The sequence below is a fragment of the Streptomyces sp. NPDC102279 genome (genome assembly GCF_044766365.1).
Lineage (GTDB): Bacteria > Actinomycetota > Actinomycetes > Streptomycetales > Streptomycetaceae > Streptomyces.
Map to the genome: position 1 here is coordinate 73,723 of NZ_JBIWLU010000018.1, position 25,525 is coordinate 99,247.

General features: G+C 70.5%; 18 protein-coding genes. 13 read left to right on the forward strand and 5 right to left on the reverse strand.

Annotated features, from left to right (window positions below):
* Window positions 1–114 precede the first annotated feature (114 nt).
* The gene (lexA, locus tag ACIRQH_RS36520; RefSeq protein ID WP_358819876.1) at window positions 115–891 is read right to left on the reverse strand and encodes a transcriptional repressor LexA; all 777 of its coding nucleotides are present in this window, start codon (window positions 889–891) and stop codon (window positions 115–117) included.
* Window positions 892–1,410: 519 nt separating this feature from the next.
* Here lexA and nrdR point away from each other — a divergent pair.
* A complete protein-coding gene (nrdR, locus tag ACIRQH_RS36525; RefSeq protein WP_388867668.1) occupies window positions 1,411–1,962 on the forward strand; it encodes a transcriptional regulator NrdR in 552 nt (183 codons plus the stop codon).
* A 162-nt stretch (window positions 1,963–2,124) separates the two neighbouring features.
* Complete coding sequence (locus tag ACIRQH_RS36530) at window positions 2,125–5,025, forward strand: vitamin B12-dependent ribonucleotide reductase (RefSeq protein WP_358819878.1); 2,901 nt, start codon at window positions 2,125–2,127, stop codon at window positions 5,023–5,025.
* Window positions 5,026–5,161: 136 nt separating this feature from the next.
* On the opposite strand, the gene ACIRQH_RS36535 is transcribed toward ACIRQH_RS36530, so the two are convergent.
* Window positions 5,162–5,695, reverse strand: coding sequence for a TerD family protein (locus ACIRQH_RS36535; RefSeq protein WP_358819879.1), 534 nt, complete (start codon window positions 5,693–5,695; stop codon window positions 5,162–5,164).
* Between the two features lie 155 nt (window positions 5,696–5,850).
* Between ACIRQH_RS36535 and ACIRQH_RS36540 the strand changes: the two genes are divergently transcribed.
* From ACIRQH_RS36540 to ACIRQH_RS36555, 4 genes are all read left to right on the forward strand, one after another.
* A complete protein-coding gene (locus tag ACIRQH_RS36540) occupies window positions 5,851–6,456 on the forward strand; it encodes a YdbC family protein (RefSeq protein WP_358819880.1) in 606 nt (201 codons plus the stop codon).
* Window positions 6,457–6,561: 105 nt separating this feature from the next.
* Window positions 6,562–7,221: a histidine phosphatase family protein gene (locus ACIRQH_RS36545; protein ID WP_358819881.1), complete on the forward strand. Its 660-nt coding sequence runs from the start codon at window positions 6,562–6,564 to the stop codon at window positions 7,219–7,221.
* A gap of 12 nt (window positions 7,222–7,233) precedes the next feature.
* Window positions 7,234–8,145, forward strand: a complete 912-nt coding sequence (locus tag ACIRQH_RS36550) for an ADP-ribosylglycohydrolase family protein (protein WP_388867663.1) — start codon at window positions 7,234–7,236, stop codon at window positions 8,143–8,145.
* A gap of 949 nt (window positions 8,146–9,094) precedes the next feature.
* Window positions 9,095–10,567, forward strand: a complete 1,473-nt coding sequence (locus tag ACIRQH_RS36555) for a DUF4153 domain-containing protein (RefSeq protein WP_404229454.1) — start codon at window positions 9,095–9,097, stop codon at window positions 10,565–10,567.
* 97 nt (window positions 10,568–10,664) lie between these two features.
* Here the strand turns inward: ACIRQH_RS36555 and ACIRQH_RS36560 are convergent, their stop codons facing one another.
* The gene (locus ACIRQH_RS36560; protein ID WP_404229369.1) at window positions 10,665–12,212 is read right to left on the reverse strand and encodes an MFS transporter; all 1,548 of its coding nucleotides are present in this window, start codon (window positions 12,210–12,212) and stop codon (window positions 10,665–10,667) included.
* 238 nt (window positions 12,213–12,450) lie between these two features.
* Between ACIRQH_RS36560 and ACIRQH_RS36565 the strand changes: the two genes are divergently transcribed.
* From ACIRQH_RS36565 to ACIRQH_RS36575, 3 genes are all read left to right on the forward strand, one after another.
* Window positions 12,451–13,074 carry a TetR/AcrR family transcriptional regulator gene (locus ACIRQH_RS36565; RefSeq protein ID WP_358819885.1) on the forward strand — a complete coding sequence of 208 codons (624 nt, stop codon included), beginning with the start codon at window positions 12,451–12,453 and terminating at the stop codon, window positions 13,072–13,074.
* Window positions 13,075–13,169: 95 nt separating this feature from the next.
* Window positions 13,170–13,871: a ribonuclease HII gene (locus tag ACIRQH_RS36570; RefSeq protein WP_358819886.1), complete on the forward strand. Its 702-nt coding sequence runs from the start codon at window positions 13,170–13,172 to the stop codon at window positions 13,869–13,871.
* Between the two features lie 68 nt (window positions 13,872–13,939).
* Window positions 13,940–14,575 carry a hypothetical protein gene (locus tag ACIRQH_RS36575; RefSeq protein WP_404229372.1) on the forward strand — a complete coding sequence of 212 codons (636 nt, stop codon included), beginning with the start codon at window positions 13,940–13,942 and terminating at the stop codon, window positions 14,573–14,575.
* A 457-nt stretch (window positions 14,576–15,032) separates the two neighbouring features.
* On the opposite strand, the gene ACIRQH_RS36580 is transcribed toward ACIRQH_RS36575, so the two are convergent.
* Both ACIRQH_RS36580 and ACIRQH_RS36585 read right to left on the reverse strand, forming a co-directional pair.
* Window positions 15,033–15,665 carry a hypothetical protein gene (locus ACIRQH_RS36580; RefSeq protein ID WP_358819519.1) on the reverse strand — a complete coding sequence of 211 codons (633 nt, stop codon included), beginning with the start codon at window positions 15,663–15,665 and terminating at the stop codon, window positions 15,033–15,035.
* 224 nt (window positions 15,666–15,889) lie between these two features.
* Window positions 15,890–18,094, reverse strand: coding sequence for a RecQ family ATP-dependent DNA helicase (locus ACIRQH_RS36585; RefSeq protein ID WP_404229375.1), 2,205 nt, complete (start codon window positions 18,092–18,094; stop codon window positions 15,890–15,892).
* Between the two features lie 585 nt (window positions 18,095–18,679).
* Here ACIRQH_RS36585 and ACIRQH_RS36590 point away from each other — a divergent pair.
* The 4 genes from ACIRQH_RS36590 (at window position 18,680) to ACIRQH_RS36605 (ending at window position 25,419) form a co-directional block, all read left to right on the forward strand.
* Window positions 18,680–20,083 (forward strand): DUF4192 domain-containing protein, encoded by a 1,404-nt coding sequence (locus tag ACIRQH_RS36590; RefSeq protein WP_404229378.1) that lies wholly within the window; start codon window positions 18,680–18,682, stop codon window positions 20,081–20,083.
* A 598-nt stretch (window positions 20,084–20,681) separates the two neighbouring features.
* Complete coding sequence (locus ACIRQH_RS36595; RefSeq protein ID WP_404229456.1) at window positions 20,682–22,598, forward strand: glycogen debranching N-terminal domain-containing protein; 1,917 nt, start codon at window positions 20,682–20,684, stop codon at window positions 22,596–22,598.
* 128 nt (window positions 22,599–22,726) lie between these two features.
* Window positions 22,727–23,485 carry an NUDIX hydrolase gene (locus tag ACIRQH_RS36600; protein WP_358819517.1) on the forward strand — a complete coding sequence of 253 codons (759 nt, stop codon included), beginning with the start codon at window positions 22,727–22,729 and terminating at the stop codon, window positions 23,483–23,485.
* Window positions 23,486–23,610: 125 nt separating this feature from the next.
* Entirely contained in the window at window positions 23,611–25,419 is a 1,809-nt protein-coding gene (locus ACIRQH_RS36605; RefSeq protein ID WP_388867648.1) for an ATP-binding cassette domain-containing protein, read from the forward strand.
* Window positions 25,420–25,525 lie beyond the last annotated feature (106 nt).

Sequence of the window (25,525 nt, forward strand, 5' to 3'; positions counted from 1 at the left end):
CGCGCCCCCACGTAGCAAGGGCGCGGCAGGCACAGCACGCACAGGACCCCGGAACCGGCGCAGTTGGTTCCGGGGTCCGGTCAGGGGCGGGGGCGGTGATCCGCCCCCGCGGTGTCAGATCCGGCGCAGCACGGCGACGACCTTGCCGAGAATGGTCGCCTCGTCGCCGGGGATCGGCTGGTACGCGGAGTTGTGCGGCAGCAGCCACACGTGGCCGTCCTCGCGCTTGAAGCGCTTCACCGTGGCCTCGCCGTCCAGCATCGCGGCGACGATGTCACCGTTCTCGGCGACCGGCTGGCGGCGGACCGTCACCCAGTCCCCGTCACAGATGGCGGCCTCGATCATCGAGTCTCCGACGACCTTCAGGACGAACAGCTCACCGTCGCCGACCAGCTGGCGGGGGAGAGGGAAGACGTCCTCGACCGACTCCTCGGCGAGGATCGGGCCACCGGCGGCGATCCGGCCGACGAGCGGTACGTACGACGCGGCAGGCTTGCCCGCCGTGTCCGTGGGCTGCACCGACGACTGGTCGGAGCCCCGCACCTCGTAAGCGCGCGGGCGGTGCGGGTCCCTGCGAAGGAAACCCTTGCGCTCCAGTGCCATGAGCTGATGCGCGACGGAGGAGGTGCTGGAAAGGCCGACGGCCTGCCCGATCTCCCGCATCGACGGCGGGTAACCGCGCCGCTGCACGGAGTCCCGGATCACCTCGATCACCCGGCGTTGCCGGTCCGTGAGTCCCGAGCTGTCGGCTCGGATGCCTGGAGGTCGCCCAGGCAGGGAGCGCTTGGGCCCCTCATGATTCGCGGCTTCGTTCATCGCATGCACCGGCTCGAGTCGGCCCTGGGAGCGGTCCTGGGCAGTGATGGTGGCGCTGTCTGCGGTGGTGGTCACGTCGGCCCCTCTCGATGGTCTCCCTGCTGGACAACGGTAGTTGCTTTCGAAAGGTTGCGCCAAACACACGTTCGAGTGAAAAACCGCAGTTTGTCTGTCGTGATCATGTGTCTGGGTGTATAGCTGGCGACGCACCGGACGGACAAAACGATCCATTGTCGTACTCTTCACCGCCGCAGGCGGTGGCCGTCCTCGCTGACCTGGGCCGACGCCCAGTCTGCCACTCCCTGGCCGGCAGGCCGGGAACCGGCTCCCCTTCCGTGCGCCGACCACGCTATCCCCGTGTGTCCGGGATGGGTATGCCTGCGCGACACATGCCCTTACGTGCGCGACACGCGGGGATAGGGCGACTTGATGGGTCAGGCCCCACATCTAGTGGTTGGATTGCGACAGCAGCCCAGAAGTTGTGGTCCCCCGGGTCTCCGAGCCCTCGGGCATCGCCTATGCTTGAGGCTGCTTCGCGGGGCCCAGGAGGTCCCGAGAGGTCTATGAGCCGTGCTGTGAAGGAGGGTTGGAGCCATGCACTGCCCCTTCTGCAGGCACCCCGACAGCCGCGTCGTCGACAGTCGTACGACCGATGACGGCACGTCGATCCGCAGGCGCCGCCAGTGTCCCGACTGCTCCCGTCGTTTCACGACCGTGGAGACGTGCTCGCTGATGGTCGTGAAGCGGTCCGGCGTGACCGAGCCCTTCAGTCGTACCAAGGTCATCAACGGCGTCCGCAAGGCGTGCCAGGGGCGGCCGGTCACCGAGGACGCGCTCGCCCAGCTCGGTCAGCGCGTCGAGGAAGCGGTGCGTGCCACCGGAAGCGCCGAACTGACCACCCACGACGTGGGCCTGGCCATACTCGGACCCTTGCAGGAACTCGATCTGGTGGCCTACATGAGGTTCGCCTCGGTCTACCGGGCCTTCAATTCTCTCGACGACTTCGAAGCCGCCATCACGGAGCTTCGCGCAGTGACGCAGCGCACCGCCGTGGACGACGACGACCCGGCCCGGGTGCGAGACGAGAACGACCACGGACACGGAGGAGCCGTCGAGGTTCCCGTGTCCGCCACCGCCGCCGACTGACCGCGGGGCCGGACGCCCGGAGCGCCCGGTCCTCGCTGGTGGGTGACGCACACAGACCTGCTGCGACCAGCCGTGCTCTGCGGCACGCAGCACCAGAAACACATCGCGCCACGGGAAGAACGTGGCCTTTCAGGGCGTTTTAGCCTGATACAGGGAGGCGGCATGACAGAGACGGCGAGCGGTCCGGCACGAGGATCTCGCACCAAGAGCGGGGCCAAGGCCACCAAGGGACTGCGCATCGAGCGTATTCACACGACCCCCGGCGTGCACCCGTACGACGAGGTGGAGTGGGAGCGTCGTGACGTCGTCATGACCAACTGGCGCGACGGCTCGATCAACTTCGAGCAGCGTGGCGTCGAGTTCCCCGGCCTCTGGTCGGTGAACGCGGTCAACATCGTCACCAGCAAGTACTTCCGAGGTGCCGTCGGCACCCCGCAGCGTGAGGTGAGTCTCAAGCAGCTCATCGACCGCATCGTGAAGACGTACCGGAAGGCCGGCGAGGACTACAAGTACTTCGCGTCGCCCGCCGACGCCGAGATCTTCGAGCACGAGCTGGCGTACGCCCTCCTGCACCAGATCTTCAGCTTCAACAGCCCCGTCTGGTTCAATGTCGGGACGCCGCAGCCCCAGCAGGTCTCCGCCTGCTTCATCCTGTCCGTCGACGACTCCATGGAGTCGATCCTCGACTGGTACAAGGAAGAGGGCATGATCTTCAAGGGCGGTTCCGGCGCCGGCCTGAACCTCTCGCGCATCCGCTCCTCCAAGGAACTCCTCTCCTCCGGCGGCAACGCCTCCGGCCCCGTCTCCTTCATGCGCGGCGCCGACGCCTCCGCGGGAACGATCAAGTCGGGCGGCGCCACCCGCCGCGCGGCCAAGATGGTCATCCTCGACGTCGACCACCCCGACATCGAGGACTTCATCCAGACCAAGGTCAAGGAAGAGGAGAAGATCCGCGCCCTGCGCGACGCGGGCTTCGACATGGACCTGGGCGGCGACGACATCACGTCCGTCCAGTACCAGAACGCCAACAACTCGGTCCGCGTGAACGACACGTTCATGAAGGCCGTCGAGGTGGGCGGCAAGTTCGGTCTCACCTCGCGCATGACCGGTGAGGTCATCGAGGAGGTCGACGCCAAGTCGCTCTTCCGCAAGATGGCCGAGGCCGCCTGGGCCTGCGCCGACCCGGGCATCCAGTACGACGACACGATCAACCAGTGGCACACGTGCCCGGAGTCCGGCCGTATCAACGGCTCGAACCCGTGCAGCGAGTACATGCACCTGGACAACACGTCCTGCAACCTCGCCTCGCTGAACCTGATGAAGTTCCTCAAGGACGACGGCAAGGGCCGCCAGTCCTTCGAGATCGAGCGCTTCGCCAAGGTCGTCGAGCTGGTCATCACCGCGATGGACATCTCCATCTGCTTCGCGGACTTCCCGACCCAGAAGATCGGCGAGAACACCCGGGCGTACCGTCAGCTGGGCATCGGCTACGCCAACCTCGGCGCCCTCCTGATGGCGACCGGCCACGCGTACGACTCCGACGGCGGCCGCGCCCTCGCCGGCGCCGTCACCTCCCTGATGACGAGCACGTCGTACAAGCGCTCCGCCGAACTCGCCGCGGTCGTCGGCCCGTACGAGGGCTACGCCCGCAACGCGCAGCCGCACCAGCGCGTCATGAAGCAGCACGCCGACGCCAACACGAAGGCCGTCCGCGTGGACGACCTCGACACGCCGATCTGGGCCGCCGCCACGGAGGCCTGGCAGGACGTGGTCCGCCTCGGCGAGAAGAACGGCTTCCGCAACGCGCAGGCCTCGGTCATCGCCCCGACCGGCACCATCGGTCTTGCGATGTCCTGCGACACCACCGGTCTTGAGCCCGACCTCGCGCTGGTCAAGTTCAAGAAGCTGGTCGGCGGCGGTTCGATGCAGATCGTCAACGGCACCGTGCCGCAGGCCCTGCGCCGCCTGGGTTACCAGGAGGAGCAGATCGAGGCGGTCGTCGCCCACATCGCCGAGAACGGCAATGTCGTCGACGCCCCGGGCCTCAAGCACGAGCACTACGAGGTCTTCGACTGCGCCATGGGCGAGCGCTCCATCTCCGCGATGGGCCACGTTCGCATGATGGCCGCGATCCAGCCGTGGATCTCCGGCGCGCTCTCCAAGACGGTCAACCTGCCGGAGACGGCGACCGTCGAGGACGTCGAAGAGGTCTACTTCGAGGCGTGGAAGATGGGCGTCAAGGCGCTCGCCATCTACCGCGACAACTGCAAGGTCGGCCAGCCGCTCTCCGCCAAGACCAAGGAGAAGGTGAAGACGGAGGTCACGGCCAAGGCCGAGGAGACCATCCGCACCGCGGTCGAGAAGGTCATCGAGTACCGCCCGGTCCGCAAGCGTCTCCCCAAGGGCCGTCCCGGCATCACCACATCCTTCACGGTGGGCGGCGCCGAGGGCTACATGACCGCCAACTCCTACCCGGACGACGGTCTCGGCGAGGTCTTCCTGAAGATGTCGAAGCAGGGATCCACCCTCGCCGGCATGATGGACGCCTTCTCGATCGCCGTCTCGGTCGGCCTCCAGTACGGCGTGCCCCTGGAGACGTACGTCTCCAAGTTCACCAACATGCGCTTCGAGCCGGCCGGTATGACGGACGACCCGGACGTGCGGATGGCGCAGTCGATCGTCGACTACATCTTCCGCCGCCTGGCGCTCGACTTCCTGCCCTTCGAGACGCGCTCCGCGCTCGGCATCCACTCCGCCGAGGAGCGTCAGCGTCACCTGGAGACGGGCTCCTACGAGCACTCCGAGGACGATGACGTCGACGTCGAGGGTCTGGCCCAGTCGGCGCCCCTCGCGCAGGAGCTGAAGGCCGTGGCGACGCCGAAGGCCGTGCCCGCGGTCGCCGTGCCCGCCCCGAAGGAGGCGCACACCAGCGCCGAACTCGTGGAGATGCAGCTGGGCATCCAGGCCGACGCCCCGCTCTGCTTCTCGTGCGGTACGAAGATGCAGCGAGCCGGTTCCTGCTACATCTGCGAGGGCTGCGGCTCGACCAGCGGTTGTAGCTGATACCGGGCCCCCAGCGGGCGCGCATTCAGCAGGTCAGGGCGGTGGAGCCGGAAATCGGCTCCACCGCCCTGCGGCGTTCACGGGAGGGCACCGGGGTCACGCGTGTCTCTGCCCGAACGGGCGGGACGGCGGTGCCTCACGCCTCCTGGGGGCTGCCCATGACACGCGCGAACGTCGCGGGGTCCGTGTCGAAGCCATGGAGGCCGGGGTGGAACGTCCACTCCCCGGAGTGGTCGCGCACGAACTCCCCAAGGGTCGCGGCCGTCGCGCCGAGCACGTCACCGAAGTCGCCCTCGGTCAGGACGGTGTAGCCCTCGCGCAGCCGGAAACCGGGGTTCAGCACCCCGACGAACGTCTTCGGGCCAGTGCGCTGCTGGATGAGGACACCGACCACCACACGCGCGTACTGGCTGTTCAGGCGGTCGAGCTCCAGGGTCATGACCTCGTCCCAGCCGAATCCCTTGCCGTCCTTGCTGTCGCGGTTCAGATAGATGGTGCCGTCCGGGGACCGGCTGTCGAAGTGCACGACATAGGCCGGATCCCCCTGCGGCGCGGACGCCGGATACGTCGCCGCGATGATGTCGAGATCGGTCGCGGGCTCGCCGACCGGACTCGGATCCCACTTGACCGCCAACTCGGCTTTGCGTATGCCCTTGTTGAGACCGTTCATCGGATCTCCTCTCCCCGTTGTCCCAGCAGTGACCTGGCCAACTGCCCCGCAGGCACGGCCGGTTGCCCATCGTGCCACGCGCGCGGGGGCACCCGTACGGATCAACTCCGGCGGAGCGTGACCGGCGCCACGCTCGGTGGCCTTACGATGGCGCGGTGCTGGTCAAGTGGATTCGCTGCACCGTGGTCGATCGCCGCGGTTTCGAACGGGGGCAGCGAAAGTGGGCGGGGCTGCTGGGGGAGCCGGGATTCCGGGGGCAGGGTGGGGGATGGAGTACGGGACGGTCCGGCGTCGCCCACATCTTCTCCTTCTGGGAGAGCCGCGCCTTCTACGACTCGTTCATGGCCCGCTCGCACGACCGGCTGGCCGCCGCGCAGTCCGGCACGTTCAAGGACACCCAGGTCAAACTGTTCGACCACCGCTTCGACGTGAAGACCGGCTTCGAACCGCGCTTCACCGAGGCCGACGTGGTGCGGGTCGCGCACTGCCGTGTCCACGAGGACCGCGCCGAGCACTTCGCGCTCATGCAGGAGAAGGTCTGGAACCCCGCGATGGCCGGTTCGCCCGGCATGGTGCGCGGGCTGTTCGGCGAGGCACCCGGCAGCGAGTTCCTGGTCCTGTCCATGTGGCAGTCCTCCGCCGAGCACGGCAAATACCGCGAGGAACGGGTGGAGAGGCTCGCCCTGCGGGCCCAGCTCGAGGCCGACGTGGCCGCCCTCGCCGGCGACATCGTGCAGCTGGAACCCGGCTGGATCGTCTGACGTCCCCTTTCCCGCCGCGTCCCTGATGTGCGGGAACGGTGTGACCTACGCCGTATGAGCCCGTACGACTGCTCGATCCGCGCCGACACGATCTAGGGTTTTGGCATGGCAAGACCACGGCGCATCGTTCTAGTCCGCCACGGCGAGTCGGTGGGCAATGCCGATGACACCGTGTACGAACGCGAGCCCGACCACGCGCTGGCGCTCACCGAGAAGGGCTGGCAACAGGCCGCCGAGACCGGTGAACGACTGCATGAGGTCTTCGGCCGCGAGCGCGTAAGCGTTTACGTCTCTCCCTACCGGCGTACCCACGAGACGTTCCGCGCCTTCCGCCTCGACCCCGGGCTCGTCCGGGTGCGTGAGGAGTCGCGCCTGCGCGAGCAGGACTGGGGCAACTGGCAGGACCGTGACGACGTACGTCTCCAGAAGGCCTATCGGGACGCCTACGGGCACTTCTTCTACCGATTCGCGCAGGGCGAGTCCGGAGCGGACGTGTACGACCGGGTCGGCGGCTTCCTGGAGAGCCTGTACCGGAGTTTCGAGGCCCCCGACCACCCGCCGAACGTGCTCCTGGTGACCCACGGACTCGCGATGCGACTGTTCTGCATGCGCTGGTTCCACTGGACGGTGGCCGAGTTCGAGTCGCTGTCGAACCCGGGGAACGGCGAGACGCGGATGCTCGTTCTGGGGGACGACGGCCGGTACACGCTGGACCGACCCTTCGATCGCTGGCGTGAGCCGGAATCGTACGGATTCACCGGATAGAGTGGCAGAGCGATGATCGCTGACTCCTCTCCCGACGGCCGGCTCGACCGCGCCCTAGCCAGCCTCCGCGGACTCGCGGTGGGTGACGCGCTGGGCTCGCAGTTCTTCGTGCCCGCGAACTACCCGCTGCTCAAGCGCCGTGAACTGCCGCCCACCCCCTGGCAGTGGACCGACGACACCGAGATGGCCTGCTCCGTGGTCGCGGTCCTGGCCGCTCACCAACGCGTCGACCAGGACCGGCTCGCGCACTCGTTCGCCGAGCACCACGACTTCGACCGGGGCTACGGCCCCGCGGTCAACCGCATGCTGCGGCAGATCCGTGAGGGCGGCGACTGGCGCGAGCTGGCGTCCGCCCTCTTCAAGGGCCAGGGCTCCTGGGGCAACGGCGCGGCGATGCGGATCGCCCCTCTGGGCGCTTGGTACGCCGACGACCCGGAGCAGGCGACCCACCAGGCGGAGATCTCCGCCTACACCACCCACCAGCACCGCGAGGCCGTGGTCGGCGCCATGGCCGTCGCCGCGGCCGCCGCGCTGGCCGCCGACCCGGCGGGCCCGCCCAGCGCCGAGACCTTGCTCGACGGTGTCATCGCACTCGTACCCCGCAGTGCCGTCGGTGCCGGACTGCGGCGCGCACGGGACATGCTCGACTACGGCGACGCCGCGACCGTGGCAGCCGTCCTCGGCTGCGGACGGCGCACGTCGGCTCATGACACCGTCCCCTTCGCCCTCTGGTCGGCCGCCCGCGCCCTGGGTGACTACGAGAAGGGCTTCTGGGTCACCTCCCAGGTCGGCGGCGACGTGGACACGAACTGCGCCATCGTGGGCGGAGTGGTCGCCTCGGGGAAGGCGGGAGCGCCCCCCGGAGCGTGGCTGGAGGCCACGGAGGAACTGCCGGAGTGGGTACTGGCGGTGAGGGCCCGCTAGGCGAGCGGCATCCCTGGAATCCAGTCTGCGGTCAGACGCCGAGGACTCATGTTTGTCGGGCGCTGAACTGTCGCGGTCGGGGCCGAACGGTCCGAGGGCCCGCGTGTGAAGGCCGCTGGGGTGCTGAGGGCTATGCGCTGAAGGGTGCCCACGCGTGCGGGTGGGGCCCGGGCGTCGCCCCGGGAAAGGCTCGGGCGGTTGCCGGAACGGTCGGCCCCGGGGAGCAGCCCGTCGGGGAAACCGCTCCACTGTCACAGGCTCGCTACAGCCCCTCGGCCACCCCCTGAGCCGCGTTGACCGTGGATAGCCTGTGCGCCACGCCGCCCGTTGATCTTGGCGGGTGTGCGCCGACGAGACACCGGTCGGCAGTCTCCCCGCCGCAGTGGCGCGTTGAGGGCTGCCCGGAGACCGGTCGGGAGGGGGTCCCTTGTCCGACATACCGTCCACGCCGGAGCCGAGTGACGAGGCATCGGCGATACGCAGGAGCCCCGAAGGGGGCAAGGAGCGTCCGAAGGCCACGGAGCCCGGGGACGCGGCCGGTCCGGCCGGCTCTGGACCGGCTGTTCCGAGCGCTGTTTCCGGCCTGGAAAGGGAAACGCAGGGTCCGGATGGCGGGGAGACCTCCGGCAAAGCTCTACCAGGAGCCGCGAGCGAGTCCGGGAAGGTGGACGAGCCGGGCGTCGCCGAAAAGGCCGAAGAGGCCGGAGAGTCTGGTGTCGCGGACGAACCCGGTCCCGTGACCGCCCGCAAGGGAACGGCTGACCGCGGTGCTGGTGCCGGGTCTGGGGCCGGCTCCGGTGCCGGTGCCTCGTCCCGTGCGGGCTCGGCCGCCGGTCTCGGGAATGTCCCCACGGAGCAGGGTGCCCGAGCGGTGGCCGGTGGGGTGGCGCCCCGGGAGATCCATGGAAGCGGCAGCTGGGCGACTCCACCGCCCCCGTCCGCCTCGCTGCTGGCCGGACTGCAAGGCGCGTCACCCGCGCCCGTGCGGACGGGCACGTTGTGGGCCGTCCTCGCGACCGGCGTGCTCAGCATGCTGCTCCTCGACGACGGTCTGGCGATCAACCTCCTGCTGGTCGCGATCCCCGCCGCGCTCGCCGCCTACTTCGCCGGCCGGGCCGCGGGACGGCGCACGCGCGCGTGGAGCCTGGTCTGGGCCGTGGGCGGCCTCGGCCTGCTGATCGTGCCCGCTCTGCGGGACGCGGACTGGCCGTCGTTCCTCGCCGTGGTGACCGCGCTCGCCCTGGGTTCCCTCGCGCTGAACGGTGGACGCACCTGGGCCGCGGTCCTCCTGAGTCCGATCGGCGTCTTCAACGCCCTTGTCCCCGGGCCCGTCTGGGGCTGGCGTGGTCTGCGGGAACGTTTCGGTGGCGCCCGTCGCGGTGTGGGGGTCGGACTGCGCACGCTCGTGGTGACCGCGGTCCTGTTGCTGGTCTTCGGCGCGCTGTTCGCCGGGGCCGACTCCGCCTTCGCGAGCCTGCTCGGGGACCTCATGCCGGACGCCTCCGTCACGGGGGGACCCTGGCGCGTGGTGCTACTGGCGATCGGCCTGGTGGCAGCGCTGGCGGTGGCCCACACGGCGGCCGCACCGGCGCAGTGGGACCGGGTCGCGGTGCCCGCCGGGCGTCCTCGGAACCGTGTCGAGTGGGCCCTGCCGCTGATCCTGTTGGTCCTGCTCTTCGCCGCCTTCAACGCGGTCCAGCTCGCCGTCCTGTTCGGCGGCTACGACGCCGTACTGGAGAAGACCGGCCAGACCTACGCCGAGTACGCGCGCCAGGGCTTCTGGCAGCTGCTGCTCGTCACGCTGCTCACCCTGCTGGTCGTGGTGTTCGCGCTGCGCTGGGCACCCCGGGGCGGCGCGGCCGACGGCAAGCTGGTCCGCGGGGTGCTGGGAACTCTGTGCGCGCTGGCGCTCGTTGTCGTGGCATCCGCTGTGCGACGTATGGACATGTATGTGGAGGCTTATGGGCTCACACGGCTGAGAGTGTCGGTGGTCGCCGGTGAGCTGTGGCTGGGGCTCGTCATCGTGCTCATCATGGCGGCCGGGGTGTGGGGTGCGCGCTGGCTCCCCCGCGCCGTCGCGGCCAGTGCGGCCGCCGGTGTGCTCGCGTTCGGACTGATGTCTCCCGACAGCCTGATCGCCGAGCGGAACGTCCAACGGTACGAGGACACGCAGAAGTTCGACCTCGACTACGCGCGGAGCCTGTCGGCGGACGCCGTTCCCGCCCTGGACAAGCTGAAGGAACCGATGCGGTCGTGCGCGCTGCGCATGATCGCCGCTGACCTGGGACGGGACGATCAGCCCTGGTACGCGACCAGTTGGGGCGAGGCCCGGGCGCGGGACATCCTCCGCGACCGCCCGCCGTCCAGCTCCGCGGACTGGAGCGTCTGCAGCCGGATCGGGGACGATCTCATGTACCGCTGAGTCACGCCATGCGGTGCCTCGTACAGCGGAAGGCCGGGCCGTGGCTCTCTCGCCTTCGGTCCTCAGGACCCCTGGCCCGGCCTACGCGGTACGGTTCTCAGCCCGCGACCGGACCCGGCGTCCCGGAGAGGGCCTCCAGGTCACTCTTGCGGACCCTGATCACCAGCGTGGCGACGATCAGGGCGAGCAGGCCCATCGCCACTGCCGGCACGAAGGCGGTCGAGATGCCCTGGGCCAGCACGTCGTGACTCCAGGGGGAGGGCAGTTGGTGCGTCTTGGCGAACTCGGCCTTCTGCCCGGGCGACGCGTCCGCCAGGAACTTCGGGACCTGTTTCTGCGCCTCGTCACGGCTGGCCGTGCCGAAGACCGTGGTGAGGATGGAGAGGCCGAGGGAACCGCCGACCTGCTGCGTGACGTTGAGCAGACCGGAGGCCGCGCCTGCCTCGTGCTGGGCGACACCGGCGACCGCGGTCACCGTCAGCGTCACGAAGTTCAGACCCATGCCGAAGCCGAACAGCAGCATCGGGCCGAGGACTCCGCCGAGGTAGGAGTCGTCGGGGCTGATGAAGGTCAGCCAGCCGAGGCCGAGGGTGACCAGGGCCGAGCCGGCGATCATGAAGGGCTTGGGGCCGAGCACCGGCAGGAACCGCTGGGACAGACCCGCGCCGATGGCGATCGCCACGGTCACCGGCAGGAAGGCCACACCGGCCGAGATCGGGCTGTACCCCAGCACGTTCTGCACGAAGAGCACGATGTAGAAGAACATCCCGAACATCGCGGCGGCCAGGCTCAGCATGATCAGATATGTACCGGAGCGGTTGCGGTCGGTGAACATCCGCAGCGGCGTGATGGGTTCCTTGGCCCGCGTCTCGATGGCCGCGAAGGCCACCAGCAGAACCACGGCCGCGGTGAACGAACCGATCGTGAGACTGTCCTTCCAGCCGTCCTCGGCGGCGCGGATGAAGCCGTACACCAGGGACGCCATGCCGGCCGTGGACGTGAGCGCACCAGCGATGTCGAAGCGTCCCGGATGGCGTTCGGACTCGTTGATGTACATCGGCGCGAGCACGGCGATCAGGATGCCGATGGGCACGTTGACGAAGAGGACCCACCGCCAGTCGAGCCACTCCGTGAGCATGCCGCCGGCCAGCAGACCGATGGCGCCACCGCCGGCCGAGACCGTCGCGAAGACGGCGAACGCCCGGTTCCGCTCCGGTCCCTCCGGGAAGGTGGTGGTGATCAGGGCCAGCGAGGTCGGCGACGCGATCGCACCGCCGACGCCCTGCAGGGCGCGCGCGGCAAGCAACTGCCACGGCTCCTGGGCGAGTCCGCCGAGCAGCGAGGCGAACGTGAACAGCAGGATGCCGGCCATGAAGACCCGGCGCCGGCCGAGGATGTCACCGGCTCGCGCACCGAGCAGCAGCAGACCGCCGAAGGTCAGGGTGTACGAGCTGACCACCCATGTCAGGTCGGTCGTGCTGAACTTGAGCGCGCCTTGAATGTGCGGGAGCGCGATGTTCACAATCGTCGCGTCGAGTACCACCATGAGTTGGCAGGCCGCGATGACGGTGAGCGCGATGCCGGGATGCCCCTCCCGGCGGGCCGCCCCTGGTTTGGTGTTCTGAATCAACTGAGATGTCGTCACTATGGTTCCCCCACAAGTGCGTTAGTGAACGCTCGCGTTCACTGTCGCGTCAACGGTAGTGAGTCCCCGACAGTGAACGCAAGCGTTCACTGAAGTCGCTGCCGGAAGATGTGGAGCCGGATCGCCGCTCCCCGGGAACGGTTCGGCCGCAAGCCGTCCGCCCCGGACCGGCGCTCCACCGCTCACACCCCCCCGATGTCCGCTCCCCGCACACTCCCCGCACAACGGAGACACTCTGATGGTTACTTCGCGTTGGACGGCCGCCCCCGCTCAGGCGTCCTCCCCGCGCCGGCGCGGTGCCGTGCTCGAGCGCGCGATTCTCGAGGCCGCCCTGGAACAGCTCGGCACGGTCGGCTGGAACGGCCTCACGATGGAGGGTGTCGCCGCGCGGGCCCAGACCGGGAAGGCCGCGGTCTACCGCCGCTGGCCCTCCAAGGAGGACCTGGTCGCCGACGCGCTCCAGGCGGGCCTGCCGAACCTGACCGAGGCCCCCGACCTCGGCAGTGTCCGGGAGGACCTCCTCGACCTGTGCCGCCGCGTGCGTGAGGCGATGTTCTCGCAGCCGGGCTTCGCGCTCCGCTCGGTCCTTCACGAATGCGATGTGACCCAGGCCGAGCGCTTCCACAGGGTGATTCTCGGCGGGGTCGTCGAACCCACCATGCGTCTGCTCCGGGACGTCGTCCACCGAGGGATCGCCCGGGGAGAGGTCCGTCCCGACGCCGCCAACCCTTACGTCTTCGACGTCATCCCGGCGATGATGATGTACCGCTCCAAGGTGTGCGCGAGCGAATGGAGCGATCAGGATCTGCAGGAGATGATCGACCAGCTGATGGTCCCGCTGCTGCGCGGCGGAGTGGCTTGATCGGCATCGCCCGACCGGTACCGCCGCGGGCGACTCGGCCGCCCGGGCGGCCTGGGTGTCGCGGCGGCCTCCGGGCGGCGTAGTCTGAGGACGCCATGCCGTACGAACCACCCACCCACACCGTCGAGCGCTCCCTCCGCGCCACGACCGGAGCGAAGGTCATTGCCGGTGTCGACGAGGTGGGCCGAGGTGCCTGGGCCGGCCCCGTCACCGTCTGTGCCGCCGTCACTGGTCTGCGCCGCGCCCCCGACGGTCTCACCGACTCCAAGCTCCTGACCGTGAAGCGCCGCACCGTGCTCGCCGTGGAGTTGGAGAAGTGGGTGACGTCGTACGCCCTCGGGCACGCCTCCCACGAGGAAATCGACCAGATGGGTATGACGGCCGCCCTGCGCCTCGCGGCCGTGCGCGCCCTGGAGACCTTGCCGGTCCGCCCCGACGCGGTCATCCTCGACGGGAAGCACGACTATCTCGGCGCTCCCTGGAAGGTTCGTACGGTGATCAAGGGCGACCAGTCCTGCATCGCTGTCGCGGCCGCGTCGGTGATCGCCAAGGTCCGGCGCGACAAAATGATGGCCGAACTGGGCATCGAACATGCAGACTTCGGTTTTGCGGCCAACGCGGGTTACCCGTCGCCGGTCCACAAGGCCGCGCTGGAGGAGCGGGGGCCCACCCCGTACCACCGGTTGTCGTGGGCGTATCTTGATGCGCTGCCCCAGTGGCGGCATCTCAAGAAAGCCCGCAGCTGGGCGGACGGAAACGTTCCGGCGATCGAAGGCCAACTCGGCTTCGATTTCTGACGATCTTGTTCGCACTCATGTCCCACCCGCCGACGCGAATCGCATCGGCGTTTGATAGATATCAGCTCATGCCTCTCATTCCCGAGGAGCCTCAGATTCACGAGAGTGCCCAGGGTCCCCGCGTCACCCCGGCCAGCAGCCGCACCGCGCCGACCCCTCGCCCTGTACCCGGTCCCCGTCCCGTGGCTCCGCCGCGTCCCGGCCGCCCGGGTCCTGTCCGGCCCATGCCGGCCCAACGCACCGTGCGCGAGCCGGTCGTGGCCACCACGGGGCCGTCCGTCAACGCTGCGGCACCCGCTGCCGCCGCCCCGCAGCTCCAGCTCATCCCGGCCTCGGCCGAGGGCGCGTTGGACGCCGCCGAAGAAGCCGTCGACCTGCTGCTGGACTCGGGCCGCGCCCCCGGAGAGGTGCTGGTGATCACCACCGGCGACCTCCACCCGTGGGCCGCGCACGAGCTTTCCTTCGGCGAGGTCGCCTACTGGGCGCAGCACGAAGCGGGTGACGACGTCTTCTACGCCGACGCCGACGCCGCCGCCGCCGTCGGCCGTGCCGTTTCCCGCCCTGTGGTCGTGGTCGCCGTCAACGGTGGTTCCGCCGAGGCTGTTGCCTCGGGCCTGCCGCTGGCCCTCGGCCGGGCCGGTGCCCTGCTGATCGTCTGCGGTGACCCGCAGCAGATCAACTCGGTCCTGGGCGCAGGCGTCTGATCGCGTTCCGGACCTCGTCCGGAGTGCGACCCGCGAGACGTCGAAGGTGCCGCCGCGGTGGCACCCGCACGGAGGTCGCTTCGTCCTACCCGCACGGCGCACCTGCGCTCTGACGGTGGGATGCGCACGGCCGACGTGCGTCGCCAGGGGTGGCATGCGCATGCCACCCCTCTTCGGCGAACCCGGATCCGTTCGGCGATCACCGGATCCCTTTCTGTGGTCCGCGTGGCCCGGTGGAGGCGTCCTGTGTTCTGTTCGGCGGTGGGGTGTGCCGATGGATGGCGATGTGCGCGCACCTCCGATGGATCCGTCGGATCGGCAGGACCGTCGGATCGGGGCACGGCCCACCCGATCGGGACGAGCCCTTGATCGGCGCGACAGCCCGCCTTCCCTTTGGGGCGGGCAGGTGCTGTGTCATTGCCGGGGCGCCGGCCGGTGGACCGGGCCGGGCCGTGGCTCAGCGAGCAGCGGCCCGGCGCAGTACCTCCGACGCCGCCCCTCCGGTGCGGGGCGGTGGCGGCAGCGCCTCACCCGTGAAGAACTCCGGCGGAGAGTCCGTGTTGGGCCGGCGTCCACCGCGCCCCTCGCCGAGAACCTGCCAGCCGTCACGCGTGAGGGTGATGTACGCGCCGCAGCGCAGCCCGTGAAGCGTGCAGGCGTCCCGCAGCCCCCACATCCACGCCCCGTCCTCCTCGGTCCAACGCGCGTCGCCGTCCCGGCAGTACAGCAGCACGGCCGTACGCACCGGGGAACGGCGCCGGAGGTCGTGCGGGATGACCTTGCGCAACTGCGCGAGCAGGGCGTTACGGAACATCCAGCCGTCCGCGGGGGCCGAACGCCGCGTGAACGACGCGCTCGCCAGCAGTCGCTCGTCCGGATCGAGGACTGCCACGACCGCCGTCGCCGGTCTCGGCCGGTGCCGGGCGTGCAGCCCACTGACGACCTCACGGGGATTGCGCAGCAGCGGAATTCCGGCCGAGGCCCATTCGGCGGGTTCGAGCATGCGGGCCAGTGGGTTGGTGGAAGCGGCAGACAGGTCGGGAGACGTCGACATGGATGCCGCCGAGGACGGAGCGAATCCGAAGGTCACGGTCCTCCCTTCGGCTACGCGCCCAGACTGCGGGCGGGGTCGGACTTGGGGGATGCGCACGCCGCAGCAGAGCCCTACCGGACCACGGGCGAACCGAGCGGGGAGCGGACTCCAATTCTTCCTGTCGAACTGGGTTGCGGCAACGAGCAATTGGGGCCGCAGGCCGTTTTCTGGCGATTGGCCGCCTATATACCTGCCCGGTGTTCAGCCCGGGGACACGCGGGTCACGCTTGCACGGCGAGGACCAGCGGCAACACTCCCTGAGCCCCGGCTCTGCGCAGCATCCGCGCGGCCACGGCGAGTGTCCAGCCCGTCTCCGTGGCGTCGTCCACCAGCAGAATCGGACCTGCGGCTTCCTTCAGGGCGGCGGCCAGCTCCGGTGACACCGACAACGCGCCGTCCAACGCCTTCAACCGTTGAGCGCTGTTGCTCCGGGAGATGTGCGCGCCGTCGCCGACGTACTCCACGGATCCCAGCAGGGGGAGGCGGCCGATCTCCGCGATGCCCGCGCCGAGCGACCGGATCAGCTGTGGCCGCGAGCGGGATGCCACGGTCACGACGCCGACCGGTCGGGGCTGCGCGTCGGGCTGCCCGGAGGACCAGCCCCCCGGGCCCTTCGCCCAGTCGGCCAGGACGCCGACCACCGCCTTGGCGACGTCGTCCGGTACAGGACCGTCCGGTGCCTGCGGTGCCAGCAGGGGCCGCAGCCGGTTGCCCCAGCCGATGTCCGACAGCCGTCCAAGAGCACGCCCCAGAGAGGCCTGTTCGCCGGCCGGGATACGTCCCTTCAGGTCGACGCCGACCGCGGGCAGTCCGGTCGGCCACATCTTGCGGGGCTCGACATCGACGCCCGCGCGCCCGAGTTCCCCGTTCGCCGCGTCCAGGGCGGCGGAGGACACGGATGCCTGGAACCTGGCGCCCGCGCAGTTGTCGCAACGCCCGCACGGTGCGGCTCCCTCGTCGTCCAGCTGCCGCCGCAGGAACTCCATACGGCAGTCGGTCGTCGAGACGTAGTCGCGCATCGCCTGCTGTTCCGCGGCGCGCTGCTTGGCGACCCAGGCGTAGCGCTCGGTGTCGTACGTCCAGGGTGTCCCCGTGGAGATCCAGCCGCCCTTGACCCGGTGCACGGCGCCGTCCACGTCGAGCACCTTGAGCATGGTCTCCAGACGGGACCTGCGCAGGTCCACCAGCGGTTCAAGCGCGGGCAGCGAGAGCGGACGCTCGGCCCGGGCCAGCACGTCCAGCGTGCGCCGCACCTGCTCCTCGGGTGGGAAGGCGATCGAGGCGAAGTACTCCCAGATCGCCTGGTCCTCCTTGCCCGGCAGGAGCAGCACCTCCGCGTGCTCCACACCACGGCCCGCGCGTCCCACCTGCTGGTAATAGGCGATGGGGGAGGAGGGGGAGCCGACGTGGACCACGAATCCCAGGTCGGGCTTGTCGAAGCCCATCCCGAGCGCCGATGTGGCGACCAGGGCCTTGACGCGGTTGGCGAGCAGATCCTCCTCGGCCTGCTGGCGGTCCGCGTTCTCCGTCTTCCCGGTGTACGACGTCACGGTGTACCCGCTCTGGCGCAGGAACGCGGTGACCTCCTCGGCGGCGGCCACCGTGAGGGTGTAGATGATGCCGGAGCCCGGCAGATCGTCGAGATGCTCAGCGAGCCAGGCCATCCTGTGCGCGGCGTCGGGCAGCCGCAGTACGTTCAGGCTCAGGCTCTCCCGGTCCAGCGGGCCGCGCAGGACCAGGGCGTCGGTGCTGCCCCCGGTGCCGAGCTGTTCGGCGACGTCGGCCGTCACGCGCGCGTTGGCCGTCGCGGTGGTCGCCAGCACCGGGACGCCGGGCGGCAGGTCGGCGAGCATGGTGCGCAGACGGCGGTAGTCGGGCCTGAAGTCGTGGCCCCAGTCGGAGATGCAGTGCGCTTCGTCGACCACCAGGAGGCCCGTGGCGGCGGCCAGCTTGGGGAGCACCTGGTCGCGGAAGTCGGGGTTGTTGAGCCGCTCCGGACTCACCAGCAGGACGTCGACCTCGCTCGCCGCCACCTCGGCCTGGATGGTGTCCCACTCCTCCGTGTTGGAGGAGTTGATCGTCCGCGCGCGGATGCCGGCACGGGCGGCCGCCTCGACCTGGTTGCGCATGAGCGCGAGAAGCGGAGAGACGATCACGGTGGGGCCGGCGCCCCGCTCGCGCAGCAGCGCGGTCGCGACGAAGTACACCGCGGACTTGCCCCAGCCGGTGCGCTGCACGACCAGTGCTCTGCGCTTGTCGGCCACCAGCGCCTCGATGGCGAGCCACTGATCCTCGCGCAGACGCGCCTCGCCCTCCCGGGCGCCGACGAGCCGGGCCAGGACGGTGTCGGCGGCTGCCCGCAGCTCTTCGCGGGCAGCGCCTGGTGCGATGTCAGTGGCTGTGGGGCGCGGGTCTTCGTTGGTCATGGCTCCATGCAACCCGATGGGTCGGACAAACCGCGAACGAGGCGTCTACCTGTGGACAATCTTTGGCGTGATCATGGCCACGGTTATCCACAGGTCAAACCGGAATTCTGTGATCCGCGAGATGGTCACCCCATGACGAATCATGACGAAGCGATCGACATGTCCGGTGACGAGAACAGCAACACGATGGGCGCACTGGGCGCCGGCCGCACGCGTCCCCAGCCGACCGGAGACGACGCGCAGGGCGGCCGGAGCCGGGCGCGTCACCGAGCGGCATCCGGCGGGTGGGGTGTCCCGCGTGGTCGATCGGACTGCGACGGCTCCGCTCTGCCCGGGCATCACGCCGAACGCCCGGCGAACGCCGGCGGCATCGGTGCTTCCGGAGCGGAGCGCCTGGGAAGCGCGGGCCAAGCCGCCGGAGACTGTCACGCGGACGGTTCGGCGAGCGCGGGTGACGCGGGCGGGCCGCCTGACGCTGCGGTCGCGGGTGGGCCGACGATTCCCGACGGGCCGACAGCCCCGGGCGCCCCGGGCGCGCCGGGGCGCCCGGATGGTGGCGGTGGAGACCACGAGGTCACGCATCAGGTGACCTTGCGGACCCCGGCGGAGCTGGCCGACGCGCTGCCCTATCTCCTGGGGTACCGCCCAGAGGACAGCATCGTGCTGGTCGCGCTGCACGACCGGGAGCGGCGGGGCAGGTTCGGTGGCCGGGCCCGCCTCGGAATCCCCGCGCAGGCGGAGGACTGGCCGTCCGTCTCCGACCAGTTGGCGCAGGGCCTGATCAAAGGGAGCGAGCGCCGCGGAGCCCGGCCCGAGAGCATGGTCGCCTACCTCTGCCAGGAACCCGGAGCCGGCGAGTCGGGGCGCGACGTCATGGAACGGCTCCGCCCGCTCGCGCAGTTGCTGCGCACGGCCTGTGGACGTCTCGACGTTCCGGTGATCGAGGCGCTCTGCATCTCCGACGGCCGCTTCTGGTCGTACACCTGCCCCGGCCAGGGGTGCTGCCCTCCGGAAGGCTCGTCGATGGGACTTCCCGGCACGTCCGTGCTGGCCGCAGCCGCGACCTACGCCGGTCTTCAGGTGCGCGGTTCCCTGCGCGAGTTGACGGCCAGGCTCACTCCCTGGGAGACCACCGCCGCGCCGGGCCAGGAGGCGGCCCTCGACACCGCAAGCATGGCTCTCGTGCCGAGGATCCTGGAGGACGTCGGCCGCACCGAGGTGGCCGAGGAAGCCTTGACACTGGCCCGGCGGATCACGGACCGACTGGCGGCCGTTCCCTCCGTGCCCGGGATGCGTCCGGCCGACCTGCGTGACGACGGACTCCTGGAGGACGAGGAGGCCGCCACACTGATCCTTGCTCTCCAGGACCGCACGACCCGCGACCGCGCCGCGGAGTGGATGGAGGGCGACGAAGCGGGCCCGGCGCTGCGTCTGTGGCGAGCGCTGGCCCGCCGCTGTGTCGGCCCCTACCGCGAGCACGCCGCCGCACCTCTCAGCCTCGCCGGATGGGTCGCCTGGTCCACGGGCGACGAACTGGAGGCCCGGGAAGCTCTTGCCATGGCCCTCGGCTCCGACCCCGACTACCTGTTCGCCCGGCTCCTCCACCAGGCGTGCAACGAAGGTCTGGATCCGGAGTCCATCCGCCGCTGCCTGCGCGCGGAACGCACCGGTCGCGGCCCGGCACAAGAGCAAGGGGCATCCGATTCCGATGCGTCCCTTCCCTCGGCGGACCCGACCGCGAAGTCCCACGGGCCTGGCGCACCTACCGCGCCACCCGCGTCCCGGCGCCGCCGACGGACCCGTACGAGGGTGAACGGCGGTGCCCGTCCGGCCCGGCGCGGCCCTGCGGTGGCAGGTGGCCAGGGGAGTCGTCCGATCAGCGAGCCCTCCCGGGTCGGGGATCGGCCGGGCCGAGACGGGGAGAGGGAAGACGTGCACCTGCACGTCTCGGGTGACGGTGGAGGGCGGGGCGCCGAGGAGGACGGGTGAGCCGGGCGCCCGCGGAGTGGGGGAGTGCACGGGCGCGGGAGGGCAGCGTGACGGGGGCCGTCCTCGCGCACGCCCGGGGCGGGGTGAGGCGCCACCGGGGCGGTGAGCACCCCTCGACCGTCAGGACGCTCCATGTCCGCTCTGGGGAGATGGCGGCCATGCGACCCCAGGGGCGGCCGGGTATCGCCCGGTGTCCTGCCCGCCGCCATTCGGTCGGCTTGGCAGGGCGAGAGCGTGACCCCGGGCGGGGCTGCCCCGTTCACCTGAGTGGCGGAGTCCGGGGCCGGGTTGCGCCGCAGCAACACCTCCGAACTCCACGGAGCCACCCACCAGGCGCCGAACGCGCTCCAGGCGCACCGAGCGCGGAGGAAGCCACCCGATGCCCAGGACCAGTCCGTACTCTGCCCCCGACGACGCCCGCCCGTCCGTGACCGACCCAGCGCAACCCGTCAGACGCAGGGGCGACCCGGTGGCCCCCCGAGCGGGCCGGGACATCAGGTCGCCCTCCGTTCCAGGAGGGCGCGGCCCCGCCACGTCGCAGCCACCCTCTGGCGTACCCGGCCGGGCGGGGGAGCTGCCGCCCGCCCACACCACCCTGATCTGTGTCGCGCTTCCAGGGCTGGCGATCTCCACAGAAGAGGGACAGCTGAACGGCCGTGGACTCGAGGGCTTCTACCAGGCGGGGCGCCGCCTGCTGTCGCGCTGCCGGCTGAGTGTCGCGGGAAAGGACCCGCTCCCCGTACAGGCACGCATGGTCGCGGCCGACGTGGTCCGCTTCGTGGGCACCCTGCGTGTGGCTCCCGACGCGGGACCCGACCCGGATGTGCTCGTCGAACGGACACGCCATGCGGACGGAACCGAGCGGATCACCCTGCGGAGTTCGTCCCCGCGCACGCTGCGTCTGCCCGTCGAGATCGCCCTCGGGACGGATCTCGCCGAACTGGGATCCATCGCGTCCGGCCGCCCAGGACCCGAGTTGGCGGCCAGCGTCCACGCCGCCGGACTGCGCTGGTCGTCTACCACGGGGCACGCTGCGGTGACCGCTGATCCGGCGCCCACCGACGCCCTGGCCTCGGCGGGACTGCTGCGCTGGGAGATCGAACTGTCGCCCGGCGGCACCTGGAGCGCGGAGCTGCGGGTCCGCCTGGACGGGGCGGGACCGATCAGGAGTGTCGGCCGGGGCGCGGCGAGCCCGTTCTCCTCGGCGCGAGCAGTGAGCGACAGGCTCGGCGCCGAGGCCCTCCTGCGGACGTCCGTCGAGGATCTCCAGGCGTTGCTGCTGCGCGATCCCCGGCACCCGGCCGACATCCACCTGGCGGCGGGCGCGCCGTGGCGGTGCGGGCTGGCACCGGCTGACGCCCTGGTGGCGGCCCGGATGACGTTGCCCCTTGGGACGCGTCTCGCCGTCGGCACACTGCGAACACTGGCACGCACGCAGCTCGCCGGTCCGGGACCGCGTGGCGGGCTGATTCCGGGGCCGCTCCGGGACGCCGGGCCGCACCTGCCGCCGGGTTGCACGGCGACGGAGGCCACGCTGCTCTTCCCGGTACTTCTCGCGGAAGCCCGGAGGTGGGGGCTCCCGGAGCCGGAGGTCGAGGAACTGCTCCCCGCGGCCGAGCGCTGCCTCGAGTGGCTGCGGACCACGGTCGGCGACGGCACGTACCTCTCCGACGCGCAGCCGAGTGGACCGCTTCGCTGTGAGACCCAGGCCCACGCGCACCGCGCGGCGCTGCTCGGCGCCGATCTGCTCGACGCGTACGGCCGGACGGGGGGTCTGGGACTGCGGCAGTGGGCTCAAAAGGTGCGCACGGCGTTCCGTGACGACTTCTGGGTCGATGACCTGGGCGGAGGCAGACCGGCCGCCGCGCGGACACCGGACGGGCGTCTCGCGACCCAGCTCGGCTCGAGTGCCGCCCATCTCCTCGACACCGGACTGCTCGGCTCCGGTGAGTCGGCTCCCGGCCTGCTCGACAAGGTCCGCACCGAGCAGCTCGCGCGGCTGCTCGGAAGCCCGGCCATGGACTCAGGCTGGGGGTTGCGCAGCCTGGGGGCGAAGGAGGCGGCGTACAACCCGTTCGGTCACCGCGCGGGGGCCGTGCGCGTTCAGGAGACGGCCGTGGCGGTCGCCGGGCTGGCCGCCGCGGGTTATGAGAAGGAGGCGGCCCCACTGCTGTGCGGAGTCCTCGCGGCTGCCCAGTCCTTCGGCCACCGCCTCCCGGACATGTATGCCGGGGAGCAGCGCACGGAGGGCAGCGCCCCGCTGCCGCACCCAGCTGCCTCACGGCCGGCGGCCGTCTCCGCGGCGGCCGGAGTGCTGCTGCTCAGCACACTGGCCGGGATCCGCCCCGATGCGCCCGCCGGGACGGTCACCCTGCGTCCGTTCCGCGCTGCGCCTCTGGGCGAGATCGGGCTCACCGGCCTGCGGATCTCGGGAGCCCCCTTCTCCGTGCGCGTCAGCAGACTGGGGCTCGCCATGGTCGAGGAGGCGGGTGACGGACTGCAGTTGGGGCTGTGACGTCCTGGAACGCGTACTGCGGCCCGGGCTCTCGACGGGCGGGTGTGTTACCGGACAGAAAACGATCAACCATGGTCGGAGCTGACGAACGAGGTGTTTATCGTCAGGAAGACGACTATGATCGCGGCATGCCCTACGACCCGTCAGCCTTTCCGCCCTTCGCCGTGACCGTGGACCTGGTCGTGCTGACCGTGCGCCGGCATGCCCTGTGCGCGTTGGCGGTACGGCGGGGAGAGCAGCCCTTCCAGGGACGGTGGGCACTGCCCGGCGGTTTCGTACGGGACGACGAGGATCTTGCCCAGGCTGCTGCGCGTGAACTGGCCGAGGAGACCGGGCTGAGTGCCCACGACCCCTCCGTGCCGGCGCAGGACAACGGCGCGCACCTCGAGCAGCTCGCGACCTATGGAGACCCCAAGCGGGACCCCCGGATGAGGGTGGTCAGCGTCGCGCACCTGGCGCTGGCCCCCGATCTGCCCGCGCCCCGGGCCGGCGGCGACGCGAACAGCGCCCGCTGGGCACCGGTCGAGGAGCTTCTCCAGCAGGGCGGGTACGGCCGGGACGGGGAGCAGGCTGCGCCCCTCGCCTTCGACCACGCCCAGATCCTCTCGGACGGCGTGGAGCGCGCCCGCTCCAAGATCGAATACTCGTCCCTGGCGACGGCCTTCTGCCCGACCGAGTTCACTGTCGGCGAGCTGCGCCGTGTCTACGAGGCGGTGTGGGGCGTGGTGCTGGACCCGCGCAACTTCCATCGCAAGGTGACGGGCACGCCGGGATTCCTGGTGCCCACCGGCGGCACGACCACCCGCCAGGGTGGCCGCCCCGCCCAGTTGTTCCGCGCGGGCGGTGCCACGCTCCTCAATCCGCCGATGCTGCGCCCCGAGGTCTGACGAGCGGGGAGCGGACACCGTTTCGGGCCTCCGCGCCTCGACATGCTCGCAAGTGTCACGAAGCATGTCCGGGACAAGCCGCATGGTGCCCGGAAAATCCTTTATGTCGCGCTATCTTGCTTTGGGTGATCCAGGCCATCGGACTGACCAGCAACACCCGCAAGGAGCACCCGCCCGCCGTTGACGACGTGTCCTTCGATGCGCACGCGGGCCGTGTCACAGCGCTTCTCGGAGCCCCGGACGCCGGCAAGACGACGGCGTTGAAGCTCATGCTCGAACTCCAACAGGGTCGCGGAATCACCTACTTCCGGGGGAGGCCGCTGCACAGGATCGCCCATCCGTCGCGCGAGGTCGGCGTCGTCATGGGTGAGGTGCCCGGCCATTCGGCCCGCACGGTCCGCGGCCAACTCCGCATGCTGTGCGCCGCCGTCGGCGTGCCCGTACGCAGAGCGGACGAAGTGCTCGAAGTGGTGGGGCTCGTCAGCCTCCGCGACGAGCGGCTGGGCACGCTCTCCCGCGGCATGGACCGCCGCCTCGGGCTGGCGTCCGCGCTCCTGTCCGACCCGCACACCCTCGTGCTCGACGATCCCGCGGACGGGCTCTCCCCCCGAGAAGCCCGTTGGCTGCACGGGATTCTGCGCGCCCACGCGTCGCAGGGCGGCACAGTGCTGTTCACCACGGACGACCCCAAGGAAGCTGCCCGGACCGCCGACCGGGTCGTCACCCTGGAGCAGGGACGGCTCGTCGCGGACCAGGAGTCCGCGGACTTCGCGCGCACCCGGCTGCGCCCACGTGTGGTCGTCCGCAGCCCGCACGCCGCCCGGCTCGGCGCACTCCTGACCAAGGAGGCCCGCACCACGCAGCGCTCCGTCGAAGTGGTGCGTGAGGAGGGCAACCGTCTCTCGGTATACGGCAGCACCTGTGCGGATGTCGGAGAGGCCGCTTTCCGGAACGGCATCCTCGTCCACCAACTCGCCGACGAGGTGGGTGACATGGGGCCCCCTTCCGCGCAGCCCTCCGAAGCGGGGGAGCAGGTGTCAGGTGCGGAGGATGAGCGGCCGAGCAAGGACGCGGACGAGTCCCGGACCCAGGAACCGCGTCCAGCCGGAGCGCCGGCCGCGAACGGTCTCTCTCCCCTCCCGCCCCCCATCGCGGTACGCCATGCCCCAAGCCCGCTGCGACCCCTGCGCTACGAACTGCGCCGGTCCGCCGGGGTCGGCACCGGTTACCTCGCCACGGTGGCCGTTCTCGTCACCTCGGCTCTCCTGTCCGTCCTCCTCGCCCGCATGGGTCACACGCCCCAGGCGCGGCTCCTGGCCGCCTGGCCGCAGGAACTCCCACTGCCGCCCGCCGCGCTGGGCGCCGGGCTGCTGGGCGCCCTCGCGTTCGGGGAGGAGTTCCGTCACCCCGCCCTGGCCACGGACCGCGGCACCGTCCCGCGCCGACTGGGACTGCTCACCGCCAAACTCCTCGTCGCCTCCGCGACCGCCCTGCTGCTCGCCGTCCTCGCGGTCGGGTGCGACCTGGAAATGCTCTACCTCGTCTACGGACGGGAGCTGACGAGCGTTCCCGCTGACTGGCTTTCGCTGGGCGCCAGTTGGATCGGGCTCGTCGTCGGCTGCGCATGGGCCGGTGTGCTGGCCGCCGGCATCTTCCGCTCGACCGCTGCCGGGCTCGCCGCGGTTCTCGCCGTGCCCATCGTCGTCGTACCACTCGTACAAAAGGTCTTGCAGTGGCCGTCTGTGCGGACGGCGGCCGGGTTCTCCGAGCGGTTGCGGGAGCTGGTTCTGGTGCAGTGGCCTTTCGGCGGGGGGCGGTATCTGGCGGCCGTTGTGGAGGTGCTCGTCCAACCTGTGGGCGGAGCTCTGACGTTGTCGTTGACCGCTCTGCTCTGCGCATATCTGCTCACGACCCTGCGGAGCCGGGTCCGGTGACGACCGTCCGCACCCTTCCGTTCCTGCTGTGTACACAACTCCCCGAAGAACGCCCATTTCTTTCCGATAAGGCGTCAATTGCGACGGGGTGAGCGATCACCCTTTC